Raw genomic sequence first — 26,905 nt, 5'->3', positions numbered from 1 at the left:
TGGGCAAATGTTTCAGACCATTCATTATGAAGAAAAGGATCAGGTCGCTTGGCTAACCTTGAATCGACCTGAGAAATTAAATGCATTTACAAGTACGATGAATCAAGAAATGATCGAAGTATTTCAAAGCGTGGGAAAGGATCATAAAATACGTGCCCTTGTTATTACTGGTGCCGGAAAAGCATTCTGTTCTGGAGAAGATATTAGCAGCCTACAACCTGAGATGCAACTAGGGGAAATTATTAAATCCCGCTACCAACCGATGATGAAAGAGCTTGCTCGAGTGGAAAAACCAATTATTGCTTCTATTAATGGTGCAACAGCAGGTGCTGGGTTAAGCTTGGCATTGGCGTGTGATTTTCGAATTGCTTCGGAACAAGCTTCATTTATGGAGGCGTTTATCCATATTGGGTTAATTCCTGACTCTGGAAATTTATATTATTTGCCTCGTATCGTCGGTTTAGCTAAAGCTCTTGAATTAGCTATTTTAGGCGAGAAGCTAACGGCAAAAGAAGCGAAGGAGGTTGGTCTAGTAACAAAAGTAGTCCCACCAGATCAGTTAGATACAGAAACGACTTCATTTGTTGATCGCTTGGCTCATATGCCTACAAAAGCAATAGGGTTAATCAAGCGTTACATGTACCAAAGCTTTGAAACGAACTTAACTAATATGCTAGATTATGAGGCGTTTGGACAAGAGATTGCTGGTAAGACAGAAGATTATGCAGAAGGGGTTCAGTCCTTTTTGGATAAACGATCCCCTAAATATAAAGGATATTAAAAAAGGAGCGTTGGAAATGGTAAAAACAACAGAACAGCCAATTTTTGCGAAAGAGCTAAAACGTGAGACATACCAAATGGTTATTAATGGAAAACCGACACAGGCTAAGTCAGGTGAAATGGCGACGGTTTACAATCCTGCAACAGGTGAAGTCATTGCTGAAGTGCCAAAAGCAAATCTGGAAGATGTAGACTTAGCGGTAGAAGCAGCTCGAGAAGCTTTTGATAATGGCAAATGGAAGCGTTATCCAGTAGGAAAGCGCGCACGCGTATTAAACAACATTGCTTCGATTATGAGGGAGCGGTTTCATCAATTAGTTGAGATGGAAGTTATGAATAGTGGTAAAACCATCTCCGCAGCTCAAGGTCAAGTCATGCAGGCAATAGAAGATTTCGAGTTTTATGCTGGAGCCATTGTTGGACATTGTGGCACGGTAAATAATGTCCCTGGGCAGTTTTTTAATTATACGCAAAAAGAACCGATCGGTGTAGCAGCGCAAATTATACCTTGGAATTACCCAATGATGATGGCTGCTTGGAAGGTGGCGCCTGCCATTGCAACAGGCTGTTCTATTGTATTAAAACCCGCCAGTTTTACACCAATTACGGCAATTTTGTTAGCAGAAATTTGTACAGAAGCAGGTGTACCTGAAGGGGTTGTTAATGTAGTAACAGGCCTAGGTGCAACGATCGGCACTTATTTAACGGAACATAAAGGCATTGACAAGGTTGCCTTTACAGGAGAAACAAATACAGGGAAGGATATTATGGCAAAAGCTTCGGAAACCTTAAAGCGGGTTACCTTAGAGTTGGGAGGAAAATCTCCCAACATCGTATTCCCAGATGCCGATTTAGAGGCGGCGGTTAACGGGTCTGTTTTCGGTATTTTTTACAACACTGGTCAATCGTGTGAAGCAAGATCGCGCTTATTTATCCATGAAGATATGTATGATGAATTTATGGAAAGTTTTCTCGATAAGACAAGGAAACTAGTTGTAGATGACCCGATGTCAGAAAAGTCTCACGTTGGTGCAATTATTAGTAAACAACAATTGGATAAGATCCATCGTTATGTAGAAGGAGCAAAGGAAGAGGGTGCAACCGTTGTAACAGGGGGGCATCCCTTAAAAGTAGAAGGCTTTGAAGAAGGGTATTGGTATGCACCAACCGTAATAACAGATGTAACAAATGATATGAAAATTGCGCAAGAGGAGGTTTTTGGTCCTGTCGTCGTTGTGATGACATTTACAGATGAAAAAGAAGTGGTTCAATTAGCTAATGATACGAAATACGGTCTGGCTGCGGCTATTTGGGCGAAAGACCAAGGTCTTATAAAGCGTGTGTCTGATCGTATTCAGGCTGGTGTGGTGATGGTGAACTGCCCGTTTTCTGCTTTTCCTGGCACTCCATTTGGTGGATATAAACAGTCTGGATTTGGTCGTGAACTAGGAATAGAGACGCTAGATTTATATACAGAAACAAAAAGTGTTTTATCTTATGCAGGAAGAAAACCGTTAAATCCATTAAATCTATAGAATAATACGTACTGTCTTGGAATAAAAGCGAACGAATATCCTTTAGGGAAAAGTTCGCTTTTCATTTCAATAGTAGAAAAGGAGAAGATTTTGATGCGGGGATGTTTTGTAGTTGTAGGCGCAGGGGTAATGGGAAGAGGAATTGCTTATGTTGCTTCATTAAGGGGTTATTTTGTTAAGCTTGTGGATGTAAATGAAGAAGTCCTTTTCAAAGCGAAACAAGAGATAGACGTATTGTATGGAAAGGGAATAACTTATGGAAAGATAACAGAGGCAAAGGCGATAGCAGGAAAGGATAGCATTCGTTATGAAACAGATTTAGAAATAGCGGTGAAAGATGCCATCATTATCATAGAGGCTGTTCCGGAAAGAATAGAGATTAAAAAAGATATCTTTTCCATACTTGATCGCCATGCGCCTAGGGATTGTTTATTTGCTACAAATACGTCAACCATGAGTCCAACGGAGATAGCTTCATACACAACTAAACCCGATTTCGTTATTGCTATGCATTTTTTTAATCCAGTTCATAAAATGCCATTAGTTGAAATTGTCCGTGGTTTGGAAACAAGCGATGAAACAGTAAAAATAGCAGAAAACATCGCTGAAGAATTAGGAAAAGAAACGGTAACGATTCATGAATTTCCTGGGTTTGTAACAAGTCGTATTAGTTGCTTAGTAGGTAATGAAGCATTTTATATGCTACAGGAAGGACTTGGTACCCCTGAAGAAATTGATAAAGCGATTAAGCTCGGATTGAATTATCCAATGGGACCATTTGAATTAGGTGATTTAGTCGGTTTAGATACAAGGCTTCATAATCTTCGGTATTTACATCAAAAGTTAGGGGATAAATACCGTCCTGCCCCCCTTTTAGAACAGTATGTAAAAGCAGGGCGATTAGGAAGAAAAACAGGAAAAGGTGTCTATGTCTATGAAGGAGGGAGTGAGAAGTGAAAGAAGTTGTTATCGTTGATGCAGTAAGGACGCCAATAGGAAGATACAATGGTTCATTAAAATATGTACGTCCAGATGATTTAGCGTCGGTTGTCATTCAAGCGATCATTGATAGACAGCCAAAGTTACCCATAGATGCCATCAACGAAGTGATTTTAGGTAATGCAAATGGTGCTGGGGAAGAAAATAGAAACGTTGCTCGTATGTCTCTCCTACTTGCTGGGCTCCCTGTTCATGTAACTGGTACAACCGTAAATCGCCTTTGTGGTTCAGGAATGGATGCTGTTCATATGGCGGCACGCGCAATAATGGTTGGAGATGGGGATATTTATATTGCTGGTGGAACGGAGAGCATGACAAGAGCACCGTATGTTTTACCTAAATCAGAATTCGCTTTTCAACGAGGGAATAAGACTTTACTAGATACTATGATTGGCTGGCGTTTCACTAATCCAAGGCTAGAAGCAATGTATGGTGCTGATTCCATGCCGCAAACGGCAGAGAATGTGGCAAAACAATTTCAAATAACAAGAGAAGAACAAGATGATTTTGCTTATGCTAGTCAAATGAAAGCAAAAGCAGCAATAGAAGCAAATAAGTTTTATGATGAACTTACTCCAGTAAAGTATATGTTTAAAGGGGAAGAGAAGGTTGTCGATAAAGATGAGCATCCACGCCCCGCAACAACTCGAGAAAAACTAGCTAGCTTACAACCATTATTTAGCGGAGGGACGGTTACAGCAGGTAATACATCTGGAATAAATGACGGGGCATCAGCATTGTTATTAATGAGCAAAGAAAAAGCAGAGCAATTAGGTGTGAAGCCTATGGCACGCTACATAGCGAGTGGAACATCGGGAGTAGAGCCTTCTATCATGGGTATTGGCCCTATTGAAGCATCCAAAAAAGCATTGCAACGAGCTAATCTACAAATAGAAGACGTGGATTTAGTTGAATTGAATGAAGCATTCGCATCGCAGTCGATTGCATGTATGAAACAACTTGAATTAAATCCGGAAATAGTTAATGTTAACGGAGGCTCAATTGCATTTGGTCACCCATTAGGAGCTAGTGGAGCAAGAATTCTTACGACTTTATTACATGAAATGAACCGTCGTAATAGTAAATATGCGCTTGCTACAATGTGTATTGGTGTGGGGCAAGGAATTGCGACAGTTATTGAAAAATGGTAAGTTAGGGGGAGAAGAAATGAGTAATGTTTTATTAGAAACAAAAGAAAGAATTGCCTATGTCACGATAAATCGACCTGAAGTGTTAAATTGCTTTAATTATTCTACATTACTAGAGTTAGAGCGTGTTATAGAAGATCTATCCATCAATCAGGAAATCTGGGCGGTAGTCATTACAGGGCGGGGTGAGAAGGCGTTTAGTGCAGGAGCAGATTTAAAAGAACGTAGACAATTAGGAAACAAGGAAGTTATTCGTAACGTCAAAAAAATCAGCTCGGTGTTTGAACAAGTTGCCAATCTTCCTCAACCAACCATTGCCTTAATGAATGGGTATGCTTTAGGAGGTGGGTTGGAGCTTGCGCTTGCATGTGACTTTCGCATAGCTGTTTCTTATGCGACAATGGGGTTAACAGAAACAAGTATGGGGATTATACCTGGTGCTGGTGGTACGCAACGACTTCCTAGATTAATAGGGCAAGCAAAGGCAATGGAATTAATTTTATTGGCTAAACAGATTTCTGCTAACGAAGCTTTAGAGTATGGTCTTGTTCATAAAGTAGTGGAACAAGAAAAACTTTTTGAAAGCTGTGAATTATTTGTTGAGTCCATCGTGCGCATGCCGCAAATCGCCATTCGACAAGCAAAGTTTGCTATTCAACATGGGATGAACACAGATTTAAAAACTGGGATAAAAATAGAAGAAAGTGCATATCACAGAACAATTCCAACGAAAGATCGGGTCGAAGCACTGACCGCATTTTATGAAAAAAGACCCTCTCAATTTGTCGGTGAATGAATAGATGAATGGAACGTGTTCCTCCCATAATCTCTTTAGAAGGTAATACAGTTTCATACTAGCAAAGGATGATAATCGTGGAAAGCAAACCAAAGACACGTTCAATGATTTTTACGTTATTTGGAGATTATATTCGGTACTACGGTAATGAAATATGGGTTGGTAGCTTAATTAAATTATTGGAGCCATTTGACCATAATGAACAGTCTATAAGATCAGCTGTATCTAGAATGAGTAAGCAGGGATGGGTTGTCAGTCGTAAGGAAGCAAACAAAAGTTATTATTCATTGACCGAGCGTGGAAAAAAAAGAATGAAAGAAGCGGCCGGCCGTATTTATAGAATGGAGCCAGCGAAGTGGGATGGAAAATGGCGGACGCTACTGTATACCATACCTGAAGAAAGAAGACATATTCGCGATGAATTGCGTAAAGAACTAATTTGGAGCGGTTTTGGCCTACTTTCCAATGGCGTTTGGATTACACCGAATCCGTTAAAAGAGCAAATTTATGACATTATTGATAAATATGATATTAAAGAAGATGTTTATTTTTTTGAAGCTAAAAATGAAGGTTTCCAAGCGAATAAACAAATCATACGCAGCTGTTGGGATATAGATCATATAAATATGCTATACGAAAAGTTTATTCATGCGTATGAGGAAAAAATGATTGCCAATGCCATGAAGATAGAACGTGGGGACATGAGTGATCAAGACTGTTTTGTAGAACGAACTTTACTTGTTCATTACTATCGGAAATCATTGTTTGTCGATCCAAGTATTCCAAAAGAATTATTGCCAGAGAAATGGTTAGGTGAACGTGCGGCGAAGTTATTTAATGAGTATTATCAAATTCTTGCAACAAAAGCGAATGCTTTTTTCAAAGCGATTTATTTAGCAGGATATGATAACTGTCCAAAGCAAAAACAAATCATTGCGAAGGAGGAGTAAATTGGGGAATTTGTTAACGGAACGACTAAATATTATTTATCCTATTTTACAGGGAGGGATGGGAAATATAAGTGACCCTGGGCTTGCAGCAGCAGTTTCGAATGTTGGTGGCTTAGGGACAATAGGGGCAGGGAATATGCCAGTTGAAGAGGTTTTAACAAAAATAAAAGAAATGATGAAAAGAACATCAAAGCCTTATTGTGTAAATGTTCCTATATCTGTTCATCCGCATACAGAACAATTAATTCAGGAATTAATTGAATTAAAGGTTCCTGTCGTTTCTTTGTCTGCAGGCAACCCAGCACCATTTGTTCCATTGCTCAAAGAGCATGATATAACGGTTATCTGTGTCTCTTCCACCGTAAGCCAAGCCAAAAAAGCTGAAGCTGCTGGGGTGGATATTATTGTTTGTGAAGGATATGAGGCTGCTGGGATTAATGCACTAAATGAAAGTACTACAATGACACTTATTCCCCAAGTTGTTGAAAAAGTAAGTGTCCCCGTTGTCGCTGCGGGAGGAATTGCTAATGGTAAAGGTTTGGCGGCGGCTTTATCGTTAGGGGCGCTAGGTGTACAAATGGGAACGCGTTTTATTGCTACGAAGGAATCGCCTTATCATGATAATTATAAACAGAAAATTATTCATGCTACGGATGAATCAACGATTATTGTTGGAAGAAGATATCATCGTATTCGTAGATTAATGAAAACAAACTATGTTCATAAGTTGACAGAACTCGAAATGAAACATGAGAAGCCCGATTTATTTATAGAAGAAACAAGTGAAGATCACCATAAATTAGGGGCAATCGTAGGAGATTTGGATAATGGTTTTATTAATGGTGGACAAATAGCCGGCTTGATTGATGATTGTCCAACTGTAGAGGAATTGATAGCAACGATGGTAAGAGATGCAAAACAGATATTAAAGTTTAGTATGGAAAAACTTATGTAGGCGTTAACTGGTGGTATCGTGTTAAGTTGACGTATATACGGAATGAATTGGGAGGGAAGGGATACCTCCCAACAGCAATGGTTTATTTTTTCAGTATTTGTTTGAAATCTTTCCCTTTTTGTACATATGTATCAATGGATAATTGAATAAGCTCAAGATCCTTTGCTGTTATTTCGCGAACGATTTTACCCGGAGATCCTACTACCAGGGAACGTGAAGGTATTTTTTTACCTTGTGGTATAAGGGTATTTGCTCCTATGATGCATTCTTCGCCGATTTCTACATGATCTAGAATGGTAGATCCCATTCCAATAATGGTTCTTTTACCTATTTTACAACCATGTAAAATAACATTATGTCCTACTGTAACCTCATCTTCTACCACTACAGGACAATTTTCGAACAGATGGATAGTTGAATTGTCTTGAATACTACACTTTTCCCCAATTGTAATGGAATCCTCATCCCCTCTTAAAACGGTATTAAACCAAATAGTAGATTCTTCACCGATAGTTACATCGCCAATTAAGTATGCACCCGGTGCTATAAAAGCGTTGTCATTAACGAGGGGGGTGTATTGATTGTATGGAATAATCATGATATCACCTCTTTGGAAAATTTAGTAATAAAAATAAGGACTGCTAGGATTTTAATCCAACATGATAAAAGACATAAAATACTGTTTGACTCTTACATGGTGAACGTCATCTGTTGTGATAATATATCCTTAAGTCTAAGAAGAGTTTGAGAATAAGTATTCTTATGTGGAAGTATGGAGCAAACAGAAAAATTTCAAAATTTGTATTCTATTTTAACATTGCTGACCTTTTTTTAAAAGGCTAAATGTTAAAAAAATAGAAAATAAAATGATAAATCGGTTTCGTTTCACATTCAGGAAATGGTTTGTTTTTACTTGCTCTACCCTCGCAAAGGAGAAGCTTTCTTATTATGGGTAAGTGTAGAAGTTTAAAGGTTTATAGTATAAAAAAACTACAGCTTTCACTATAAAACTTGAAAACAAGCCAAGTTTTGCTAATATAGAGACAGCTTGAAGGAGTTTCTTCTCATTGTATAGAACTGTTTTTTTAATGAGAATAAAGTCAGTACGTCCGAACCAGTTAAACGGAGGAAGAATATAAGGGGAAAACATGAAACTTCATGAAACAAAGTAGTTAGCAAATACGTATCAATATATAAGTTCAAATGTAGAAAAAATTCTTCGTTATTATTAAGCTAACAAGCGGCTTTATGATATATCTTAACTTCTATATTGGAAGCAAAACTACGTAAGCTATCGCCATAAAGACTTTACGATAGTCAAAATTTTCTCCTGAAAGGGGCATGAATATGGGAAAAAAGAAAGTAGATATCGGCTTGATTTTGGTTCATATGCTATTACTAGTCATGTTAATCATTTTAGTAACTTTGTTTATAGCTATACCATTTGTTATTTCCTTTGCTGTCATTTATCTTGCTCAAGTAATACCGTTCATAGATTTTCATTTTTATGAAGACTTTTGGGGGGACTTCTGGTTTTTTACAGGTTTCACATTGTTAAGCTTATTCATGCTAGTAATCATTGAAATTGCGATATTTATTGATCGAAAAGATAAAACTTTTCATTCTTTAGATGATATTGGTCCTACCAATTTGAAGGAATGGGTTATTTTCTTAACGGTTTTTAGTGTGTACATAAATACGTTTAACCTCTATTCTGAACGACTAGATACGAATTTTATTGGAGCTACAATCATAAGCTTGGTATTTGTTTTTCTACTATACGTTTTTGGGAAAATTATTGATTTATTTGCTGACGAAGAAGATGAGCCAAATGTGATGGAAGAAAAATAATTCAGAGTGGGAGCTTAAAATGTTTTCGTTGCGGTTAACAGGCAATTTCCGATGAACGAGAGCTATTTTAACGTGGTAGGGAGTGAAATTCCGTTTTTCGAGAGCGACTTCTGCATGGTCGGGAGCGAACCTCCGTCTGACTAGAGCGGATTTTTCCATGGTCATAATTACAACCCATTAGAAATGTTAAGGTTAATGATGCAAAACCTATGATAACATTTGCTATATCTCCAGTAATCACGAGCCTCATCTCCATTTTATCTCGGAGGTTTTTGGTCACTCACCTAGCTAATACAACTATAATATTATTATAGCATTTGATACCGTTTTCTCCTATTAAGCCTTTCATAGACTTTAGAGAATTCTTCATACTTACCCTCCTCAAAGTTAGCTTTTTTAAAGTGCTATATCATGATTTCATAATGTTGATATATATATGCTATTACACTAGTATGGTTGGTTATGTAAACAAAGCAAGAGCCACACTCTTTACCTGTGGCTCTTCTGTGTAACTTCATCTATCATTTAATGATGTCCCTCTGCAAATGCTATATCAGCTGGTACATGTTCTCCTTGGTAAACCTGCTTATATTCATTGGGCGTATAATGGCTTTCTTTTTTAAAAATTCTGCTAAAATACGTAAGATCTAGGTAGCCCACTTGTTCGGCGACTTCTGTGACCGATAAATCGGATGTACGCAATAGCTTTTTTGCTTGTTCTATTCGATAGTGCCGTACATAACTTACGAAGGACATGCCGACGGTTTCTTTGAAAAAGCGGCTTACATAACTTTTATTTAAATGCATGAACGCTGCTAATGAATCCAAATTTATTTCTTCATAATAATGTTCGTGGACGTATTGCATCATCTGAGCGGCACTTTCTTTTAAGGTATCGGTGACAGATTTTCGTTCATAGTTTAATAAGGATACTTGATTTAGTGCCAAAATTGCCCGGTGAATGGCAGATTTACATTCCTCTGCTTTTAATGGCTTCACCAAATAGTCAACCGCTCCACAGCGAATCGCTGTTTGAATATGTTTAAAGTTTTCCTCATTGTCTATTAAAATAACTTTCACGTTTGGGTGGCGTTTAACGATATTTATCTTATATTGAAAAATTTCTTCACTTGATCCACTGACATCTAATATAAGCATATCAGGGCGTTGTTCTAATGAACGTGCATATGCTTCTTCAGCAGATAAGGCATCATCAAAAAATATGACATTAAAAAAGTGCTCTGCAAAAATTCGCTTTAAAAAAACACGGTCTGCTTGTTCTGGACTAGCTAATAATACACGACACATGATATCCCCTCTCTTTACGTTATTCCTGATGATCTTTAGAACCAAATCCTCTGCTTCCATACTAAGTTATAAAGGTTACACGTATTGTGTAACGATGTGAAATGTATATTCTATTATAAGTATAACATGATAATGGAGGGAATTTTATGTTTATATATGCATCAGTTTGTGAAATAATGAGCTAATGTCAAAATTGTCCAAAAACAAATATAAATAGTCCTAACGATTAATTTGTAAACGCTTTATTATAAAAGTATAGAAATTAATTGAAAAGGGGATGTCAAACATGGCTATAAATTTAGCGCAAGAAACTGTACAAACATATGAGGTAGAGACGCTAATTCAAAAAGCGAAACATGCTCAACATATATATGCCAGTTTCACCCAAGAACAAGTAGATGAAATCGTAAAGGCCATATCTGTCCGATTAACAGAAGCTGCAGAGGACTTAGCATATAAAGCACATACTGAAACAGGATTCGGTAATGTGAAAGATAAAACGACGAAAAACTTATTTGCTAGTCAGCAAGTATACGAGAGCATAAAAGATGAACCAACTGTAGGCATTATTGATCGAGATGAAATGAATAAAGTAATTGAAATTGGCGTGCCAATGGGAGTAATTGCAGCACTTGTACCGGTTACCAATCCAACATCTACGGTTATTTTTAAAACACTAGTCGCATTAAAAACAAGAAATGCCATTGTATTATCACCACATCCAAAAGCTGTCAACTGTATTGTTGAAGCGGCACGGTTAGTGGAAGAAGCAGCAGTAAATGCTGGAGCGCCAAAAGGTCTAGTACAAGTAATTGAATCTCCAAGCCTAGAAGGAACGCAAACATTGATGCAACACGATGATACAGCATTAATTTTGGCAACTGGTGGTGGACCAATGGTAAAAGCTGCTTACTCTTCCGGCAATCCAGCAATTGGAGTCGGCCCTGGTAACGGTCCAGCTTTCGTTGAAAAATCAGCTCATATCGAAGAAGCAATCGATCGAATTATTACGAGTAAGACATTTGATAATGGTACGATTTGCGCTTCAGAACAATCCATTATTGTTGAGAAAGGTATAAAAGAAGAAGTTGTCGAGGAATTGAAAAAACGTAAAGCTTATTTCATGAATCAAGAAGAATCAGAGAAAGTTTCTCACTTTATTATGCGAGAAAATGGTACGATGAACCCACAAATTGTAGGTAAAACCGTTACAGAGGTGGCTAAACTATGTGGGATTATCATTCCTGCAGATACAAGTGTGCTTATTTCAGAGGAAACGACAATTGGACCTGACAACCCGTATTCACGTGAAAAATTAACCCCAATTCTAGCAATGTACACGGTAAATGATTGGGATCAAGGTGTTACAACATGCAATACCATCCTAGAAAATGAGGGTGCAGGGCATACAGCTATGTTGCACACAACAAATGATGAGTTAGTAGAAGATTTTGGACTACGCATCAAAGCTTCCCGTATTTTAATTAATACACCGGGAACATTTGGAGGTATTGGTTTTTCTACAAATCTAGCTCCTTCCCTAACATTGGGCTGTGGTGCAATTGGTGGAAGCAGTATTACGGATAACGTAAGTGTTCGTCAATTAATGAATATTAATCGAGTTGCGTATAATAAATAATAAAATGGTAGAAAAGCATCCAGACTTTGTAATAAGCGAAGTTTGGATGTTTTTTTCTACTATAGGAAAGCGTAAGCAAACCTAGTATGAATGTTGCTCAATTAGTTTAACGAAACATACAGTAGGAGTTAGATGAACCCCTCTTTCTGTAGTTTCGTTTATTTAAGTTTACTAAAAGTTTCCATAAACACCTATTAGGGTATAGGAAAATATATGTGCCTAGGAGAAAGGATAGCGACGTTGAAAGCTCAAAATAATGTAATAAAAAGAAAAATCCCTAGTGGACATTCCTTGGCAATTCACCCAAATTAACAGATAAGCAAAAGGTTGCTTTTAGAAACTATATCCATATTAAAGCTTCAGTTTCATATGGCATATTCGCCTTATATATATTGCTAGAAATGTTCTATCATTATTTAAAAATTGCAAACCTTTTTATATTTCTACCCTCAGGATTCTTCACTTTTTAAAAAACTATCTCATCTCACCAAAATTAAATCTAAAAAATTATAATATTCTTTATCCATTCTCGCATATTATTTTCATGACAAGTAATTTATCAATTGAAGTTTTAAAACGCACCTACTACTTCAGCATTGACAAGTTTTATGAATATTTTTCAACAGTTGTTTACTTCGTTCAGGATGTTTTTAAAAAGTTTAATGCTGTTAGAACAAGTTTTGCTTTTAAAACCGATATGGTCCTTATTAACTATTTTTTGTATATATAATTAGTAAATAATGCTATTTAACTAGGACTATATAACTGGTTGAACGCTTACATTTTAGTTTTTGTTTAGAAATCGTTGATAAAGTATGGAAATGGTGAAAATAATTTGAATGGATGGAGGAATTATTATGAAGGCTATTATTGTGGATGATGAACAATCGGCTTTAGACTATTTGGAACAACAGCTCAAAAAGATTAGTAAAATGTATGTTATTGGTAAAATAACTAATCCTATCCATGCACATAAAACTATTCTTAAAGAGGACGTGGACGTAATATTTTTAGATATAGGGTTGCCGGAAATGAATGGTATTCGTTTGGCTGAAAAAGTTTTAAAAGATAAGCCAAACTTACTTATTGTTTTTGTGACTGCTTATGATAAATATGCTGTAAAGGCATTTGAGCTTAATGCAATCGATTATCTAGTTAAGCCGATTCCACCTGAACGTTTGAAAAAAACAGTTGAACGAATAGATAATAATTTACAGTCATCTACGATTGAAAGAACTTCACCACTTTATGTAAATGTGCTCGGTCAATTTTCGGTTGAATCGGTTAAAGGGAAACGTGAATTTGTTGCCTGGAGAACGAAAAAGGCAGCGGAATTATTTTTATATTTATTACATCATAGAGGGAAAATGGTCAGAAAATCATTTTTAATTGAGCTACTTTGGCCTGACCTAGCATTAGAAAGAGCCAATTCATTGTTGTATACAACAATTTATTACGTGAGAAAAACACTGAGAAAGTATCATAGACATTTGAGATTACAAAATGTTTCTGATGGCTACGTTTTAGAAACAGACAATATTATTTTAGATTTTGAAGAATGGAAAGAACATATAAAAACGCTACCACCTTTGAATGAAACATCCGTTAATAATTATATTCAAGTATTGTTCTTATATAGAGGTGCATATCTACAAGGATATGACTTTTGGTGGGCAGAGTCAGAACGATATTATTGGGAACAGATTTGGTTGACAAAAGCTTTAGAAATTGCGGCATTTTATCAAAAGAATCAAAATATGTCTGAAGCAAAACTATGGTATAGCTATATATGTAAAATTATACCAGAAACAGAAAGTGCTCATTTTGCTTTAATGAAAATTTATGCACTTGAAAATAACCCTGCTTATGTACATCAACAATACGAATCTTTGAAAAGCTACTTAAAAACTGAAGTAGGAGTGCTGCCGAACAATGATATTGTTGGCTGGTACAATTCGTGGAAGTCAGGCAGAAAAGCCTTTTCTCATTAATGTTCAGAGGAGAATAGCATGAAAAGTAAGCGCAAATTCTCTATTTTTTTTACGCTATTTTCAGGTTTTATAGTAAACAAAATAATAGGTACCGCTATAAAAACATTTCGGTAGTCAAGTTTTTCTAATTTATTTTAAATAAATGTTTAGAAAATGCAAAGGAGTATAGCATAAAATAATGTTGATATGTTGTAATCTGTGAATAATCGCATTATTCGTGGTTAAAACTATCGTATGTTGACCTGTCTTTACTATATAAAAATTAGTTTAATGGGGTGTAAATAAGGCTATTTAGTTAAAAAATGTAGTAATTTGAAATAATATCTCTTTCATAATAATGTAAATTTAAAAATATAAATAATAAAGATGAATTAACAAAAAAATCTAATTTGACTATTTTTTTCTAATATATTATAATTTCTATGAATAATAACAAGGTGGTGGTAGAAATGATTAAGTGCGTGGATCGCTATACTTCTGGGACAAAAAAATGCTAGTTAAAATGAAGAAGCCAATTCTACAAATGAATTGGCTTCTTTTTACGGGGGGATTGTAGTGTCGACATATTGGTTAAAACAGCCTGATGTTCAGGTAGAAGAAACGAAACAGGGACAAATTATCTGTACATTGTTAAACCGTTCAGAAACCATTCTATATGAAGGTATGAGTGTATTTATAAATTTTTTAACCTATTTACAACAGCCACGAAATTTTGAAGAACTTCTCGTTTGGGGAGAACAAAATGAAATTACAGAAGAAATGCTAGTAGAAACATTACAAACTCTAGTAAATGATAAAATCTTGTTAACTGGTAATCAACCTTGGAATTTAACCGGAGAAAGTAGATTGTGGAGTTATCTTGCTGCACAAACATCCTCGCTTGATCAGCTATTAGACAGTGAACAAGCATGGTGTTCAAGCCGAGTAGGAATCATTGGTGTGGGAGGCGTTGGAAGTAGAGTTGCTCATGAGTTAGCGGCAATGGGAATTCCCTCCCTAATTCTAATTGATCATGATAATGTAAGCACTCACAATTTAACTCATCAATCATTGTATCCTAAAAACGCTGTTGGTGAATTGAAAGTAAACGTTTTAAAAAATATATTACATCATCAATATGGAACGTTAATAGAAACTGTGCATGACCCTATCACCCAAGATATTTCTGCAAACATTTTAGAAAAACTTAAAACATGCTCGGTTGTTATATTATGTGCGGATGAGCCTTCTGTAGATACATTAGCTGATTGGATCACGCCCCATCTTACAAAGAACAATATTGCGCATATTGTTGGAGGTGGCTATCATGGTCATTCTACTAGTACAGGTACAACTGTAATTCCGGGAGTAACTGGGTGTTGGAAATGTTACGATTCGCTGGTGGAGAGAAAAGATATGCATCGTGTTTATCAACATATCCGTGGCATTTCTGGTTCTTTTAATCCGCTGATACAAATTCTTGTAAGTTTTATCATCTCGGATACAGTAGCTGTTATTACTAATTTAACAAGGCCTTTACTTGTGAATGGAATGGGTGATTTTGATTTAGAAACTGGAAAATTCAAATGGAGACCAGGTTCACGTAATGAAAATTGTGATTGGTGTGCGAATATACCAAAGTCCTATCCTAGTTTTATGAAATAAGTTTAAGTATGCTTGACTGTGTATAGTAAAGTGTATGTAATTTCTTTTAGTGAACAAAGGCTCAGGGTGCCCGTTTAGCAACGTAGCGAGTGGAGCGAATCAACTAAAGTTTTAGGAATCATGCCACTAAAACAGAGGTATGTCGACGCACTAAGGCAAGCCCGTTTTTAGTCTTCCTTCCTATTTAGCACGAACCGATGATGACTTAGCGTAGGGCGATTCGTGAAGTTGCCTAGTTGCAGGGCGATGGAGCTGGACGTGGCTCATTCGGTTATTTGGTTATCCCATAGCATCTTTTATACTTTCTTATCTCTTAAAAAAAGAAGGAGGTCATAACATGTCAATCTTAAACTTTAATAATTTGTTGGAATTTCACTCTATTTTAAAGAATATCCCCTTTCAAAAAAAAGAAGAGCAACAATTAGCAGATCTTTTTTTGCAAACCATTGTTGAAACAGACATGAATTCGAATACACTAAATCCATTGAAATATGTACCTGTAATCAAGTCATTTCCCGCTTTGAACCAAAGCGCTGAGGAAATTAGTCATGCTTATAGTTTATTTGCAGAAAAAAGAAAATCTGCTTGGACATACTTGTCCTTGTCCCTATACAACAAACAATATGATCAGATCATTGAACCGGAGAGTGATCGATTATTAAAATCGATAGAACCCGCTCATTCTAAAAATCGTATTATCATTGCTCCCTTTCATATGGGTATGCATACGATGTCCATGCCTTTAGTTACACGTTATTTTGATAAAACAACAATACTTGTAAATAGTGATGAAATAGATATCATTCAGCAATGGATGTCTACATATCTTGAAGCAGCATACAGTGATTCCATAGATATGGTTCCTGTACCTTCACATACAAGCCCTTTAAAATTTACTAAAGCTATTATGAGGGGAGCAACGGGTATTATTTTCCCAGAGTTTTCATATGGCATTAATCAAGAAGAAGAGGAAGTGCCCTTCTTAGGTGGGACATTTAAAGCACCAATTGGTGTTTATGTGCTTGCCAAGCGTCTGTCAGCAAAAGTATATCCTCTGGGTTCCATTTGGAATGAAGAGGAAAACAAAGTTCGTTTCATGGTTGGAGATAGTCTTGATCCCAACGCATTATCTCAGTCCACCTTTCTACAACACTTATTTGCACAAGGAGAAGAATGGATCGCTAAAAATCCTGAGCAATGGCTTTGGGATCATTTAATAGAGTAGACAACCTTGGATTTATAAAAAGATATTCTCTATGAAATATTCTATCTATAAAAAACATGGGTAGTGGGGAGTAATTCATCGTCCTTAAATAATTTCTTTTTAAGGGCGACTATATTTTTAGTAATGGTTGTACTTCAGTTCGTGGATGAAAAAATACCATTGATTGAAGAGTCATTTTATTAGTAGAAATGGGTTTTTACGATGTGGATACTTTTAAAAAACAAATCGTTTACCAAGCTTTTCTTAGGGAAGATCTTTTCAAATATTGGTGATAGTATGTATGCTATTGCAGCAATGTGGTTGGTGTATGAGTTAAGTCATTCGGCGTTTTATACTGGATTAGCTGGGTTTTTGACAAGAATTCCGGATGTGTTTCAGTTTTTGGCTGGACCATTTATCGATCGCTGGTCTTTGCGAAAAACTTTACTAATCACTCAAGTATGTCAAATTATACTTGTGCTTATTATACCAATCGCTCACTACACCGGAGATTTAAATGTCTGGATGGTACTTATCATTATGCCAGTTATATCTTGCATTCAACAATTCTCGTATCCAGCACAAATGGTTGCATTGCCAAAGTTATTAAAGCAAAATGAGTTGGTGAAAGGTAATTCTCTCTTTTCTTTTGCTAATCAGGGTATTGATATGACATTTAATGGCATTGCTGGAGTACTTATAAGTATAGTTGGTGCTGTTAGCATTTATTTGTTAGATGCTATTGTTTTTATGGTGGGGCTGCTTTTATTTTGGACATTGCCCGTCTTAAAAACGTATGAAAAAGAAAAACAAGAAAAACAAAAACTGACGCAGGCGTTTCAAAAGTATGGAAAAGACCTAAAGGAAGGATTCCAGTATGTTTTTCAATCCATTATAAGTAAGTTTTTTATTGCTACCATTATTGCTAACTTTTCTTTCGGTATCGCTTTGGCGGTAATGCCTGTCTACGCAGATTTTCGTGGTGGATCTACTACCTATGGATTTCTTATGGGTGCATTTTCTGCTGGATTCTTAATTGGAGCACTATTAAGCTCCGTTGTCGGTGCTTTTCCACTAGGCAAGACGATGATTGTAACTTATTTGTTTAGTGCCTTACTTTGGATAAGTTCTGCATTTCTTCCATGGGATATACCCGCTGTCATTGTGTATGGAATATCACTGATACCACTTGGTGCTACACAAGTACTACTATCAGCAACAGGGCAACGTATTATTCCAAGTTCACTACTAGCAAGGGTTTTTTCAGTTATTACAAGCTTGTCTTCTATAACGATGCCTCTAGGTTTTTTAATTGGTGGTACACTAGGATCCGTTTTCGGTGGGCAAATTATATTTGCTATCGGAGGTCTCGGTATGCTCTCCATTTCATTTGTGTGGTTGATCTTATCAGAATTACGTCGAATCCCAAAAGTTAATGATATTACCCCAGAAACATATGGCCTTAAAAGATCAATTAATTAACTTTTACCTGAAAAACATTTTTTTCTTTACATTATAGGAAAGCATAAAATTTTGGGGTTTATAGTATAAGCAAAACTACGGTTTTCGTTATAAAGATTTGGCGATAAGTTAAGTTTTTTTTACAATACGGAAACATATTTTTCAAATTAAAGATTAATCATAAGCGTTAAAAAGCCTTACCTATCATTAGGTAGGGCTTTTTAACGCTTATTTTTTAAATGGAGATGAAAGTGTAGAGGATTTAATATTTTGAAATGTTTAATATTTGTTTAGAACGAGTCTTTAGAATATTTCAGGAATGGAAAGGAGGGAAGGGAACAGATTGATACTAAAAACTCTTCGTAAAAAAGTAGTTTTGTTTTTTATTGTTATGGTACTCGTGCTACAAGGGTTTACATCTACAATAGTTGGAGGTGAGGTAGACGATAAAGATCCGTACTTAGATATTCTTACAAATCAGGAGGCAACTACAGAGAGTGTAGTTGTGCAAGTTCAGGCGGAATTTTCCACATTTAGTATGCTTGAAATCAAACTGCCAAAAGGGGCTACGTATGATGAGGAAAAGACGCGTTCTATACAACAAGGAGCTACTTTAGATTACAATGCTAAAAAACACGTGTTAACACTTAAAGGGGAAAAAGGTGTACCCGAGCAACAAATAGCGTTTGTTTTAAGTAATCTGGAACAATCTCATAACGCTTTAGCTATTACTGGAAAGTTAGATGGAAATGTAGTATTCGAAGAGGATTATTCATTTCAAGTAAAGGAAGTACCGGATAGTTCGAAACCTGAGAAAAAACAGAACAAAGAAACATCGCAAAATAAAGTAGAAAAAGAAAAGAATGAAGAAAAAGAAAAAAATAAAAAAGAAGCAGTAAAACCAGAAGCTGAAAATAAAGATTCTATAAAACAACAGGGGCAGCAACAGCAGTATCCATCGTATACTACACCTGCAAAATATATGGCAAAAATAAATACAAATTGGCCAAATCCAGGCTCATTAAAGTTATTAAAAGAGGCAAAATCAACTGATGAGTATGGAGAATGGGAGATAGAATTAACGGCTCAAGGAAAAAATTTAAAACAAAAATCAGATGTTGTTTTATTATTTGATCGTTCTAATACGATGTATGGGAGTCGTGTTCATAAAGCTAAACAGGCTGCACAACAGTTTGTTGAAAATCTTTTAACAGAAGATGCAACGACTAGAATAGCGTTAGTGCCGTTTGGTACAGAAGCAGACAGACATGTGGATTTTAAAGGCCATAGCGAAAAACAAGTATTGAAAAGGGCGATTGAACGAATCCGTGTAACTGGAGGACCAGATGGAGCAACGAATATCCAGGCAGGTCTCCATAAAGCAAAACAATTACTGAATAGAAGTAATGCAGACAGAAAAACGATTGTCCTTTTAAGTGATGGTGAACCGACCTTTAGTTTTAGAGCGGGGAAGGCAGAGGGGTATACATGGCCGAATAATAGATATAACTTTATGCTCTCTGATTTTAATTATAATGAACTAATTGGTTCTGGAGCATCTTACTACTTAGGATGGGAATCATATTGGCTTGATGGGTTCAGAGTCAGAACAAATGGAATTGCAACTCTTTCTGAAGCAGTTCAGATTATGACTTCTGGCAACGATATATATTCCATCGGCATAGATGTGGGCGATTACGAAGAAGCAATATATGTATTAAAAAATAGCCAAAACAGAGGTTACTATGAAGGAACGGAAGATGAATTACAACAGATTTTTACTGAAATTAGTGCAGATTTGTCGCACTATGCAGCAAGTAATAGTGTTGTAACTGACCCAATGGGAGACATGTTCAACCTCGTAAAAGATGGCAGTTACAGTGGCAAAAACTTTTCAGCAAGTCATGGAGAAGTAAATTGGAATGAAGCAAAAGAAACGTTTACTTGGGATATAGGTGATATTAAGGAGAATGAAACGTACACGTTAAAGTACAAGGTGACTATTGATTGGGATAAAAACCCAAAAGGAAATGAACGATATCCAACGAACAAAGATACACCGCTAAATTATACGGATCCAAATGGCGACCCGCAAACAAAACCATTTCCAATTCCAGAAGCAGGAATTGATAAAGGAAAAATTATTAAAAAGGGTTATCGTGTAAATGTGGACGGAGATCCGATTGACCAGAATGGTAATGTCGTTTCTGATCCATCCTTAGCAGAGCAATTTTATGAAGAAGCACATCAAGAAAATGATCAGCAAGAATTAAAGTTTAATGAAACGTATCAAGTAACAGCAAATGATGTGACTGATTATACATTGCATGTAGGTGAAAACCCAACACATGTAAGTTTAAAAGCAGATAATCCAATAGAAAAGGTTTGGTTTGGTTACGTGAAAGAAACGGATCTGATTGCTGGTGATGTCACTGCAGAATATGTGGATGAAGAAGGCAATAAGATAGCCTCCAATGAAATTTTCACTGGTAAACTTGGTGACACATACACGACGAAGCAAAAGGAAATTTCAGGATATACATTTGTAAAAGTAGACGAGGAAGGTGCTCCGGCAACTGGAAAGTTCCAAAAAGATCCGCAGACTGTCCGTTATATATACAAGCAAGAACTCGGAACATTAACGGTTCAAAAAGTGGATGAAAACGGTGAAACTTTACAAGGAGCGACTTTTGAATTAAAAAATGCTAATGGAGAAATAGTAGAATCTCAACAAACGAATGAAGCGGGTATAGCAGAATTTAAAGAATTGTCGTGGGGGGAGTATGAACTAACAGAAACAAAGGCTCCAGAAGGTTACCGTTTGCTAAATAATCCTATCCATGTAGAAATTTCTGCCGAAAACCTTCATGAAGAGATTGAAGTAGAAAATAGTAAAAACGGTTGGATTTTGCCAGACACTGGTGGGATTGGAACGTTACTATTTTATGGATCGGGTGTTGGGCTAATGTTAGTAGCCATTCTCCTGTTTATACGAAAAAAAAGAAGAGATCAAACATCCAAAGAACAAATAACATCTACGGAAAATACGCTTTAAGGTAATAATGTATTTTAAAGCTATATATGTTTATAAACATCAAAATAAGATTATTCATGTGTGATTAATGAGAGGAGAAGTTAAATGAACGTAACGAAAAAAAAGAAAATAAACATCGCATTAATCTTTACTTTAATTGTATCCTTGTTACTTCCACAGGCAGCATTTGCCAAGGAAATAAAAGGGGATGAGGACAATCCGTCATTAACCATTCATAAGTTCGAACAAGAACCTGGAACAGCACCTGGTGAAGCTGGAACAGGTTTACCTGGCCAAAATGCAGAAGGAGATCCAGTTGAAGGGGTAACATTTACGTTAAAACAAACACATCAATATAATTCGGAAACAGATAAGTGGACAGAAGTAGCTGATGGGAAAACGATTGAAAAACAAACTGGCGCAGATGGAATAGTCGTTTTTACAAAAGGTGATGGATTAGAGCTTGGTCGTTATGAAGTAACAGAAACAGATGGACCTGCAAATGTTATTTTAAATCCAGATCCATTTTTTGTTGATATCCCAATGACGAACAAAGATCGCACGACATTAAATTACGATGTCCATGTATATCCAAAAAATGAAACCGTTCGTTCTGCTGTGGAAATAGTGAAAAAGGATGAAGATGGAAATCCACTACCAGGTGTAAGTTTTATCTTATATAACGAAGACGGTACCCTTGCTGTAGATAAAGAAGGAAATGAGATTGGGGAACTAACAACAAATGAAGCTGGAAAAATTAAAGTGGATGGTTTAGCACAAGGAAAGTATTATTTCCAAGAGACGAAAGCTCCAGAAGGATATGCATTAAATACAACCAGAATTCCATTTGAAGTTAAAAAATCTGGAGAAAATTTACAAGATATAGTAGTAGAGTGGACGACAGTCGATGGAATTGTCGATGAAAATGGAGTAGTAACAAACTATAATACTCCTGAAATTGACAAGGATGCTAATGGCGAAAAGAAATTGGATTTTGATCGTAATAAAGAATATAAGTACAACCTTACAATTAAAACACCAAAAGATATTAACAAATATAAAGCACTTGGTGTGACAGATACTTTAGATGAACGTCTAGAGTTTGTTTCTGAAGGTAGTATTGATGGTGGATGGAAGATTAAAGGTACAAATAAATCCAATGCTGATTTTAAGCAAAAAGGCCAAACATTAATTTGGGAAATTAAAGATCCGAGTCAATTAACCCCTGGTGAGGACGTTAAAATTACGTTTACAGCAAAAATTAAACCGGATGCCGAATTAAAAGAAGGCGAAATCGGCATTGAAAATACGGCTGATCTTCATTTCAATAACAATAAAGGATCTTACACAAGACCAGCTGATCCAGACAATCCTGACCCATACGAGCCATACGATCCAGAAGATCCAGATGAACCAAATGAACCTGGAGAACCAATAGAACCACCAAATCCAGAAGAACCACCAGTAGTAGTACCTACAGAAGGTGGTATAGACGTTATTAAAGTGGATGCTTCTGATAACAATGTAAAACTAAAAGGTGCAGAGTTTAAATTAACAGATATGGATGGTAATGTCATTGACACATCTAATGCTGGAGAAGTCGTTAAAGTAAACGGAGAAGCATTCAATGGCAAATTAGAAAACTTAGTAACTGGAGAAGATGGTACATTCTCTATTACTGGTCTCACACCAGGAACGTATCAGCTTCATGAAACAAAAGCACCCACGTATACTACAGAAAATGGTGAAGAAAAGCCATATCGTTTACTATCAAAACCTGTAGAAGTAAAAGTAGAAAATAATAAAGAGTTGAGTTATGAAGTTGAAAACTCGAAGTCACTTTGGGAACTACCAACAACAGGTGGTATTGGAACGATTATTTTCACACTTATTGGTTTAACGTTAATGGGAATGGCGCTTGCACTATATTTCCGTCGTAGAAAGCTAGAAGCTATTGCTTAGTTAGAAGAATGGTTGAATAGGAGAGAGAATTATTCTTTCTCCTATTTTCCATGTTACATATTTTTCTAAGGAATAATCATTTTTTTTTAATTTTTTTTGATCTATAAGCTAAACATAATTTCCATTGTAGTGAAATACATTCAATAGTATAAAATTTATTTACGATAGGAAGGGAAAATGATGAAGCGAGTAATAATTATTATCATATTTTTAGTTGGATTGGGTGTCTTTTCCTATCCTATAATAAGTAACATTTTATCGACACAAGTACATCAATCTGTAGTAAAAGAATATGCTGAGACAGTTGAAAACATGGATGAAGAGGAAATTAAACAAGAAAAAAAGAAAGCAGCTGAACATAATAAAAAATTGGAGAATTCCGAAGTCGATTTTGTTGATCCTTTCTCAGAAGAAGGGGCGGAGGGAAATAAGGCAGCTGGAAATAAAAGTTATTACGATGCACTAAATATTGACCCAGCAATTGGAAGTATCGAGATTCCTAAAATAGGTTCAAACCTGCCTATTTATCATGGCACTGGGGAAGATGTATTATCACGTGGTGTGGGGCATATGGAGAATTCTTCCTTACCTACAGGAGAAAAAGGGACTCACAGCGTACTCACCGCTCATCGAGGTCTGCCTAGTGCGAAATTATTTCGTAATTTAGATGAGCTTGGCAAAGGAGATCAATTCTATGTTAATGTGTTGAACGAAAAATATGCTTATGAAGTGTATGATGTAGAAATTGTTCTTCCACATGAAACGCAGTGGCTACAGACAGAAGATAATGAAGAATACATGACATTATTAACATGTGAACCTTATATGTTGAATACTCACCGGATGCTAGTGAAAGGAAAGCGAGTACCCTATGATGAATCAAAGGCGAAAGAAACAGAAGAAGTAACCGATACGTTTAACTATTGGTATATTGCAGGTGGTGCAGGCCTATTAGTAATTTTAATCCTTGTTTGGTGGTTGAAGCGTCGTAAAAATAAGAATAAGGTGGAAAGCTCATGAAGGGAAAAAAAGCAATCATCTTATTATTTCTAGCAGGTATTCTGATTTTTTTATATCCGCATGCAGCCAAACTCGTCAACAGTTACTTACAAAAACAACAAGTTGATCAATTTCAGGCTGACTTAGAAGAAAAACCCGAAGAGGAAATAAACAAGCTTATGGAAAAAGCTTCTGCATGTAATAAAGAAATCTTTTATGATAGTTCAGGTTTTCGTGATCCATTTCTTGATAATGAAGAAAAGCTGGCTGAATTTAAAAATTGTCTTGGAATAGACGACGATGAAGTGTTTGCGGCTATCGAAATTCCAAAACTTGGAGAGATGATTCCAATTTTTTTAGGAGCTACAGAAGAAACTCTTGATAAAGGGATTGGGCAAATTGAAGGCTCATCATTGCCAGTTGGTGGTGAGAGCAATCATACCGTCTTAGCGGGGCACCGAGGTATGGGAACGAAAGCCATGTTTCGTAATGTCGATGAATTAAACGATGGTGACATTTTCTATATCCATACTATGACCGATACGTTAACTTATCGTGTGTACAGTCAACAAGTGGTTGCTCCTGATGAAACGGACCCACTTGAAATTCAAAAAAATCGGGATTTAGCTACTTTATTCACCTGTCACCCGTATCCAACAGACAGAGAAAGGTTATTAATACAGGCCGAAAGAGTGAAAGAGGACGAACAATAAACTATTTACTACTTTATAGTGTGAAGTGAATTTTAAGAGTATTGCAAAAGGTATAGATTGTTGTTCCTTATTTGGAAAAAATAAAATGGAATCCCTCTTTAATTTAGTTAAAGTCTATTTGGTTAATCAGTCATACTCACTTAGTCCTCTTGTGAAGTTGTAACATGACCATTTTATGGTTGTTACACTTTCGTGGTTTTACAATGTTGTATATCATTTCTTATTGTTTTGTAAATAAAATAAAGCTATTCTAATTAGCTGTTCCCACATATAAGGTGTCGTAAAATTCCACTTCATTGAGCTTGGAGGTTCTTCAAAAAGCTCTAGTAGGGAATAGCGGCACCTAATTTTCTGGTGATGAAAAACAATGGGTACATCATTGAAGTTCCTCGGATATAGGATGCTGTAAGATGCCCTTTCCAAGAATTGAAAAATGCGAACGGGACAAGTCTAAGTGAAAAATGATAGCACCTATGTTTCCAATTTTGTAAAAGGATTTTAAGTAATACGTTTGTATTCTTATACACTTCAAATTAATAGTTATTAATTTGACAAAGACGTTCTTGGTAGAAAGTAGATGCGAGTAACTCTAAATGAATATAGAAATCTGTTTATAAATTGTTGATATTGACTCATTAAAATAAAGAAGCGGTTTTGTGTTTTTTGTCGAATCTTGATAAGGAGGGCTGTGCATTTCAGTATAGCAAGCTGAAAGAATGTCGAATGTTGTCTAAATTGAATTGTAAAGGTAGGTGTTATTAAAGATGAAACATAAAAAAGATATAGATTATAAGACAAGAATGAATCAAAAAAGAATTAAACGAATGAAACAGTTTTCTAGTATGTTGCTTGCTACATCACTTGTTTTTTCACCTATTCAGTTTTCTATTGTAGATGGTAAGAAAACAGTACACGCAGAAAGTACGTCTCCACTTGCGCTAGCTGGAATAGATTTAGTTGGCAGTTCGAACCTACAAGCATCATACGATGAAGGAACGGGGCAGTTAAAGCTACATTATTCTGGTACTACTATAGCTAGCGTTGGAGCATTAAGTGATTTTGTGCCTCAATTTCAAATAGCTGAAGAACTTAGATACTTGCTAAATGATCCAACTGTTAAGAATGCTATAAAAATAAATTATAAGATTCCAAGGATTTCTTTATTAGGAATAGATATACTTCCATTAACAGGGACATTAACAGGGAATGACTTACTTATTGACCCTACAAGGGGAGTTATTAGTGCTTACATTGATGGCGGTCTATTAAACCTTGGAGTGCTCTCTAACCTCACTTTAACGATGACTATTGATTTAAGTCGTTTAGGTGTAGGAGAACTTCCACCTGGTGAGGGTGATGGGGATCTTGATTTTATTGGTGCTATTAGTGGCAATGATTTAATTGACTTAGATGTTTTAAATAATGCTGTCTCAAAAGATGAGATAGAAACAGGTTTACCTGATGGAGACGCCGACGCTGACGCTGATGCCGACGCTGATGCCGACGCTGACGCTGATGCCGACGCTGACGCTGATGCCGACGCTGATGCCGATGCTGATGCCGATGCTGATGCCGATGCTGATGCTGACGCTGACGCTGATGCTGACGCCGACGCTGATGCTGACGCCGATGCCGACGCTGATGCCGACGCCGATGCTGATGCCGACGCTGATGCTGATGCCGATGCTGACGCCGATGCCGACGCTGATGCCGATGCTGACGCTGATGCTGATGCTGATGCTGATGCCGACGCTGATGCCGATGCTGATGCTGATGCCGATGCTGATGCTGATGCTGATGCTGACGCTGATGCCGACGCTGATGCCGATGCTGACGCTGATGCTGATGCTGATGCTGATGCCGACGCTGATGCCGATGCTGATGCTGATGCCGATGCTGACGCCGATGCTGATGCTGACGCTGATGCCGATGCTGA

General features: G+C 36.5%; 20 protein-coding genes. 18 read left to right on the top strand and 2 right to left on the bottom strand.

The window, feature by feature from the left end:
- Positions 1–7 precede the first annotated feature (7 nt).
- The 7 genes from BUB45_RS10785 to BUB45_RS10755 all read left to right on the top strand — a co-directional run bounded on the left by BUB45_RS10785 (position 8) and on the right by BUB45_RS10755 (position 7,163).
- Positions 8–781 (top strand): enoyl-CoA hydratase/isomerase family protein, encoded by a 774-nt coding sequence (locus BUB45_RS10785; protein ID WP_073008769.1) that lies wholly within the window; start codon positions 8–10, stop codon positions 779–781.
- Positions 782–797: 16 nt separating this feature from the next.
- On the top strand, positions 798–2,315 hold the full coding sequence (locus BUB45_RS10780; protein WP_073008766.1) for an aldehyde dehydrogenase family protein: 1,518 nt from the start codon (positions 798–800) through the stop codon (positions 2,313–2,315).
- A gap of 93 nt (positions 2,316–2,408) precedes the next feature.
- A complete protein-coding gene (locus tag BUB45_RS10775) occupies positions 2,409–3,272 on the top strand; it encodes a 3-hydroxyacyl-CoA dehydrogenase (RefSeq protein WP_073008763.1) in 864 nt (287 codons plus the stop codon).
- Complete coding sequence (locus tag BUB45_RS10770) at positions 3,269–4,465, top strand: thiolase family protein (protein WP_073008760.1); 1,197 nt, start codon at positions 3,269–3,271, stop codon at positions 4,463–4,465. The genes BUB45_RS10775 and BUB45_RS10770 overlap by 4 nt, the downstream gene beginning before the upstream one ends.
- A 16-nt stretch (positions 4,466–4,481) precedes the next feature.
- Positions 4,482–5,258, top strand: a complete 777-nt coding sequence (locus tag BUB45_RS10765) for an enoyl-CoA hydratase-related protein (RefSeq protein WP_073008757.1) — start codon at positions 4,482–4,484, stop codon at positions 5,256–5,258.
- Positions 5,259–5,362: 104 nt separating this feature from the next.
- Complete coding sequence (paaX, locus tag BUB45_RS10760; protein ID WP_084723626.1) at positions 5,363–6,208, top strand: phenylacetic acid degradation operon negative regulatory protein PaaX; 846 nt, start codon at positions 5,363–5,365, stop codon at positions 6,206–6,208.
- A 1-nt stretch (position 6,209) separates the two neighbouring features.
- On the top strand, positions 6,210–7,163 hold the full coding sequence (locus tag BUB45_RS10755; protein ID WP_244527714.1) for an NAD(P)H-dependent flavin oxidoreductase: 954 nt from the start codon (positions 6,210–6,212) through the stop codon (positions 7,161–7,163).
- An 82-nt stretch (positions 7,164–7,245) separates the two neighbouring features.
- On the opposite strand, the gene BUB45_RS10750 is transcribed toward BUB45_RS10755, so the two are convergent.
- Positions 7,246–7,761 carry a gamma carbonic anhydrase family protein gene (locus tag BUB45_RS10750; RefSeq protein ID WP_073008747.1) on the bottom strand — a complete coding sequence of 172 codons (516 nt, stop codon included), beginning with the start codon at positions 7,759–7,761 and terminating at the stop codon, positions 7,246–7,248.
- Between the two features lie 749 nt (positions 7,762–8,510).
- Between BUB45_RS10750 and BUB45_RS10745 the strand changes: the two genes are divergently transcribed.
- Positions 8,511–9,014 carry a hypothetical protein gene (locus tag BUB45_RS10745; protein ID WP_073008744.1) on the top strand — a complete coding sequence of 168 codons (504 nt, stop codon included), beginning with the start codon at positions 8,511–8,513 and terminating at the stop codon, positions 9,012–9,014.
- A gap of 525 nt (positions 9,015–9,539) precedes the next feature.
- Here BUB45_RS10745 and BUB45_RS10740 read toward each other — a convergent pair.
- Positions 9,540–10,322: a helix-turn-helix domain-containing protein gene (locus BUB45_RS10740; RefSeq protein WP_073008741.1), complete on the bottom strand. Its 783-nt coding sequence runs from the start codon at positions 10,320–10,322 to the stop codon at positions 9,540–9,542.
- A 286-nt stretch (positions 10,323–10,608) separates the two neighbouring features.
- Between BUB45_RS10740 and BUB45_RS10735 the strand changes: the two genes are divergently transcribed.
- The 10 genes from BUB45_RS10735 to BUB45_RS20190 form a co-directional block, all read left to right on the top strand.
- Positions 10,609–11,961 (top strand): acetaldehyde dehydrogenase (acetylating), encoded by a 1,353-nt coding sequence (locus BUB45_RS10735; RefSeq protein WP_073008738.1) that lies wholly within the window; start codon positions 10,609–10,611, stop codon positions 11,959–11,961.
- Between the two features lie 857 nt (positions 11,962–12,818).
- Entirely contained in the window at positions 12,819–13,952 is a 1,134-nt protein-coding gene (locus tag BUB45_RS10730; RefSeq protein ID WP_073008735.1) for a response regulator, read from the top strand.
- Positions 13,953–14,507: 555 nt separating this feature from the next.
- Positions 14,508–15,596: a ThiF family adenylyltransferase gene (locus tag BUB45_RS10725; protein ID WP_073008732.1), complete on the top strand. Its 1,089-nt coding sequence runs from the start codon at positions 14,508–14,510 to the stop codon at positions 15,594–15,596.
- Between the two features lie 337 nt (positions 15,597–15,933).
- Positions 15,934–16,821 carry an LpxL/LpxP family acyltransferase gene (locus tag BUB45_RS10720; protein ID WP_073008729.1) on the top strand — a complete coding sequence of 296 codons (888 nt, stop codon included), beginning with the start codon at positions 15,934–15,936 and terminating at the stop codon, positions 16,819–16,821.
- 201 nt (positions 16,822–17,022) lie between these two features.
- Entirely contained in the window at positions 17,023–18,282 is a 1,260-nt protein-coding gene (locus BUB45_RS10715) for an MFS transporter (protein ID WP_073008726.1), read from the top strand.
- 322 nt (positions 18,283–18,604) lie between these two features.
- Positions 18,605–21,316: a SpaA isopeptide-forming pilin-related protein gene (locus BUB45_RS10710; protein WP_073008723.1), complete on the top strand. Its 2,712-nt coding sequence runs from the start codon at positions 18,605–18,607 to the stop codon at positions 21,314–21,316.
- Positions 21,317–21,400: 84 nt separating this feature from the next.
- Positions 21,401–23,257 (top strand): SpaH/EbpB family LPXTG-anchored major pilin, encoded by a 1,857-nt coding sequence (locus tag BUB45_RS10705; protein WP_073008721.1) that lies wholly within the window; start codon positions 21,401–21,403, stop codon positions 23,255–23,257.
- Between the two features lie 180 nt (positions 23,258–23,437).
- Positions 23,438–24,277, top strand: a complete 840-nt coding sequence (locus BUB45_RS10700) for a class C sortase (RefSeq protein ID WP_084723619.1) — start codon at positions 23,438–23,440, stop codon at positions 24,275–24,277.
- Positions 24,274–24,969, top strand: a complete 696-nt coding sequence (locus tag BUB45_RS10695; protein ID WP_073008715.1) for a class C sortase — start codon at positions 24,274–24,276, stop codon at positions 24,967–24,969. The genes BUB45_RS10700 and BUB45_RS10695 overlap by 4 nt, the downstream gene beginning before the upstream one ends.
- 764 nt (positions 24,970–25,733) lie before the next feature.
- Positions 25,734–26,905: hypothetical protein (locus BUB45_RS20190; protein ID WP_425303966.1), on the top strand; the 1,172-nt coding region annotated here is incomplete at its 3' end.

Origin of the sequence: Virgibacillus chiguensis, assembly GCF_900129865.1 — a bacterium.
Taxonomy (GTDB): domain Bacteria; phylum Bacillota; class Bacilli; order Bacillales; family Amphibacillaceae; genus Virgibacillus; species Virgibacillus chiguensis.
Note: the sequence above shows the minus strand (reverse complement) of the source record. Positions and strands in the feature narration are given on the sequence as shown.

What these genes read in the sequence shown, in the direction of transcription:
- BUB45_RS10785 (WP_073008769.1), top strand. Translation starts at nt 8, where the DNA reads ATGTTTCAGACCATTCATTATGAAGAAAAGGATCAGGTCGCTTGGCTA.
- BUB45_RS10780 (WP_073008766.1), top strand. Translation starts at nt 798, where the DNA reads ATGGTAAAAACAACAGAACAGCCAATTTTTGCGAAAGAGCTAAAACGT.
- BUB45_RS10775 (WP_073008763.1), top strand. Translation starts at nt 2,409, where the DNA reads ATGCGGGGATGTTTTGTAGTTGTAGGCGCAGGGGTAATGGGAAGAGGA.
- BUB45_RS10765 (WP_073008757.1), top strand. Translation starts at nt 4,482, where the DNA reads ATGAGTAATGTTTTATTAGAAACAAAAGAAAGAATTGCCTATGTCACG.
- paaX (WP_084723626.1), top strand. Translation starts at nt 5,363, where the DNA reads ATGATTTTTACGTTATTTGGAGATTATATTCGGTACTACGGTAATGAA.
- BUB45_RS10750 (WP_073008747.1), bottom strand. Translation starts at nt 7,761, where the DNA reads ATGATTATTCCATACAATCAATACACCCCCCTCGTTAATGACAACGCT.
- BUB45_RS10745 (WP_073008744.1), top strand. Translation starts at nt 8,511, where the DNA reads ATGGGAAAAAAGAAAGTAGATATCGGCTTGATTTTGGTTCATATGCTA.
- BUB45_RS10740 (WP_073008741.1), bottom strand. Translation starts at nt 10,322, where the DNA reads ATGTGTCGTGTATTATTAGCTAGTCCAGAACAAGCAGACCGTGTTTTT.
- BUB45_RS10735 (WP_073008738.1), top strand. Translation starts at nt 10,609, where the DNA reads ATGGCTATAAATTTAGCGCAAGAAACTGTACAAACATATGAGGTAGAG.
- BUB45_RS10730 (WP_073008735.1), top strand. Translation starts at nt 12,819, where the DNA reads ATGAAGGCTATTATTGTGGATGATGAACAATCGGCTTTAGACTATTTG.
- BUB45_RS10720 (WP_073008729.1), top strand. Translation starts at nt 15,934, where the DNA reads ATGTCAATCTTAAACTTTAATAATTTGTTGGAATTTCACTCTATTTTA.
- BUB45_RS10715 (WP_073008726.1), top strand. Translation starts at nt 17,023, where the DNA reads ATGTGGATACTTTTAAAAAACAAATCGTTTACCAAGCTTTTCTTAGGG.
- BUB45_RS10705 (WP_073008721.1), top strand. Translation starts at nt 21,401, where the DNA reads ATGAACGTAACGAAAAAAAAGAAAATAAACATCGCATTAATCTTTACT.
- BUB45_RS10700 (WP_084723619.1), top strand. Translation starts at nt 23,438, where the DNA reads ATGAAGCGAGTAATAATTATTATCATATTTTTAGTTGGATTGGGTGTC.
- BUB45_RS10695 (WP_073008715.1), top strand. Translation starts at nt 24,274, where the DNA reads ATGAAGGGAAAAAAAGCAATCATCTTATTATTTCTAGCAGGTATTCTG.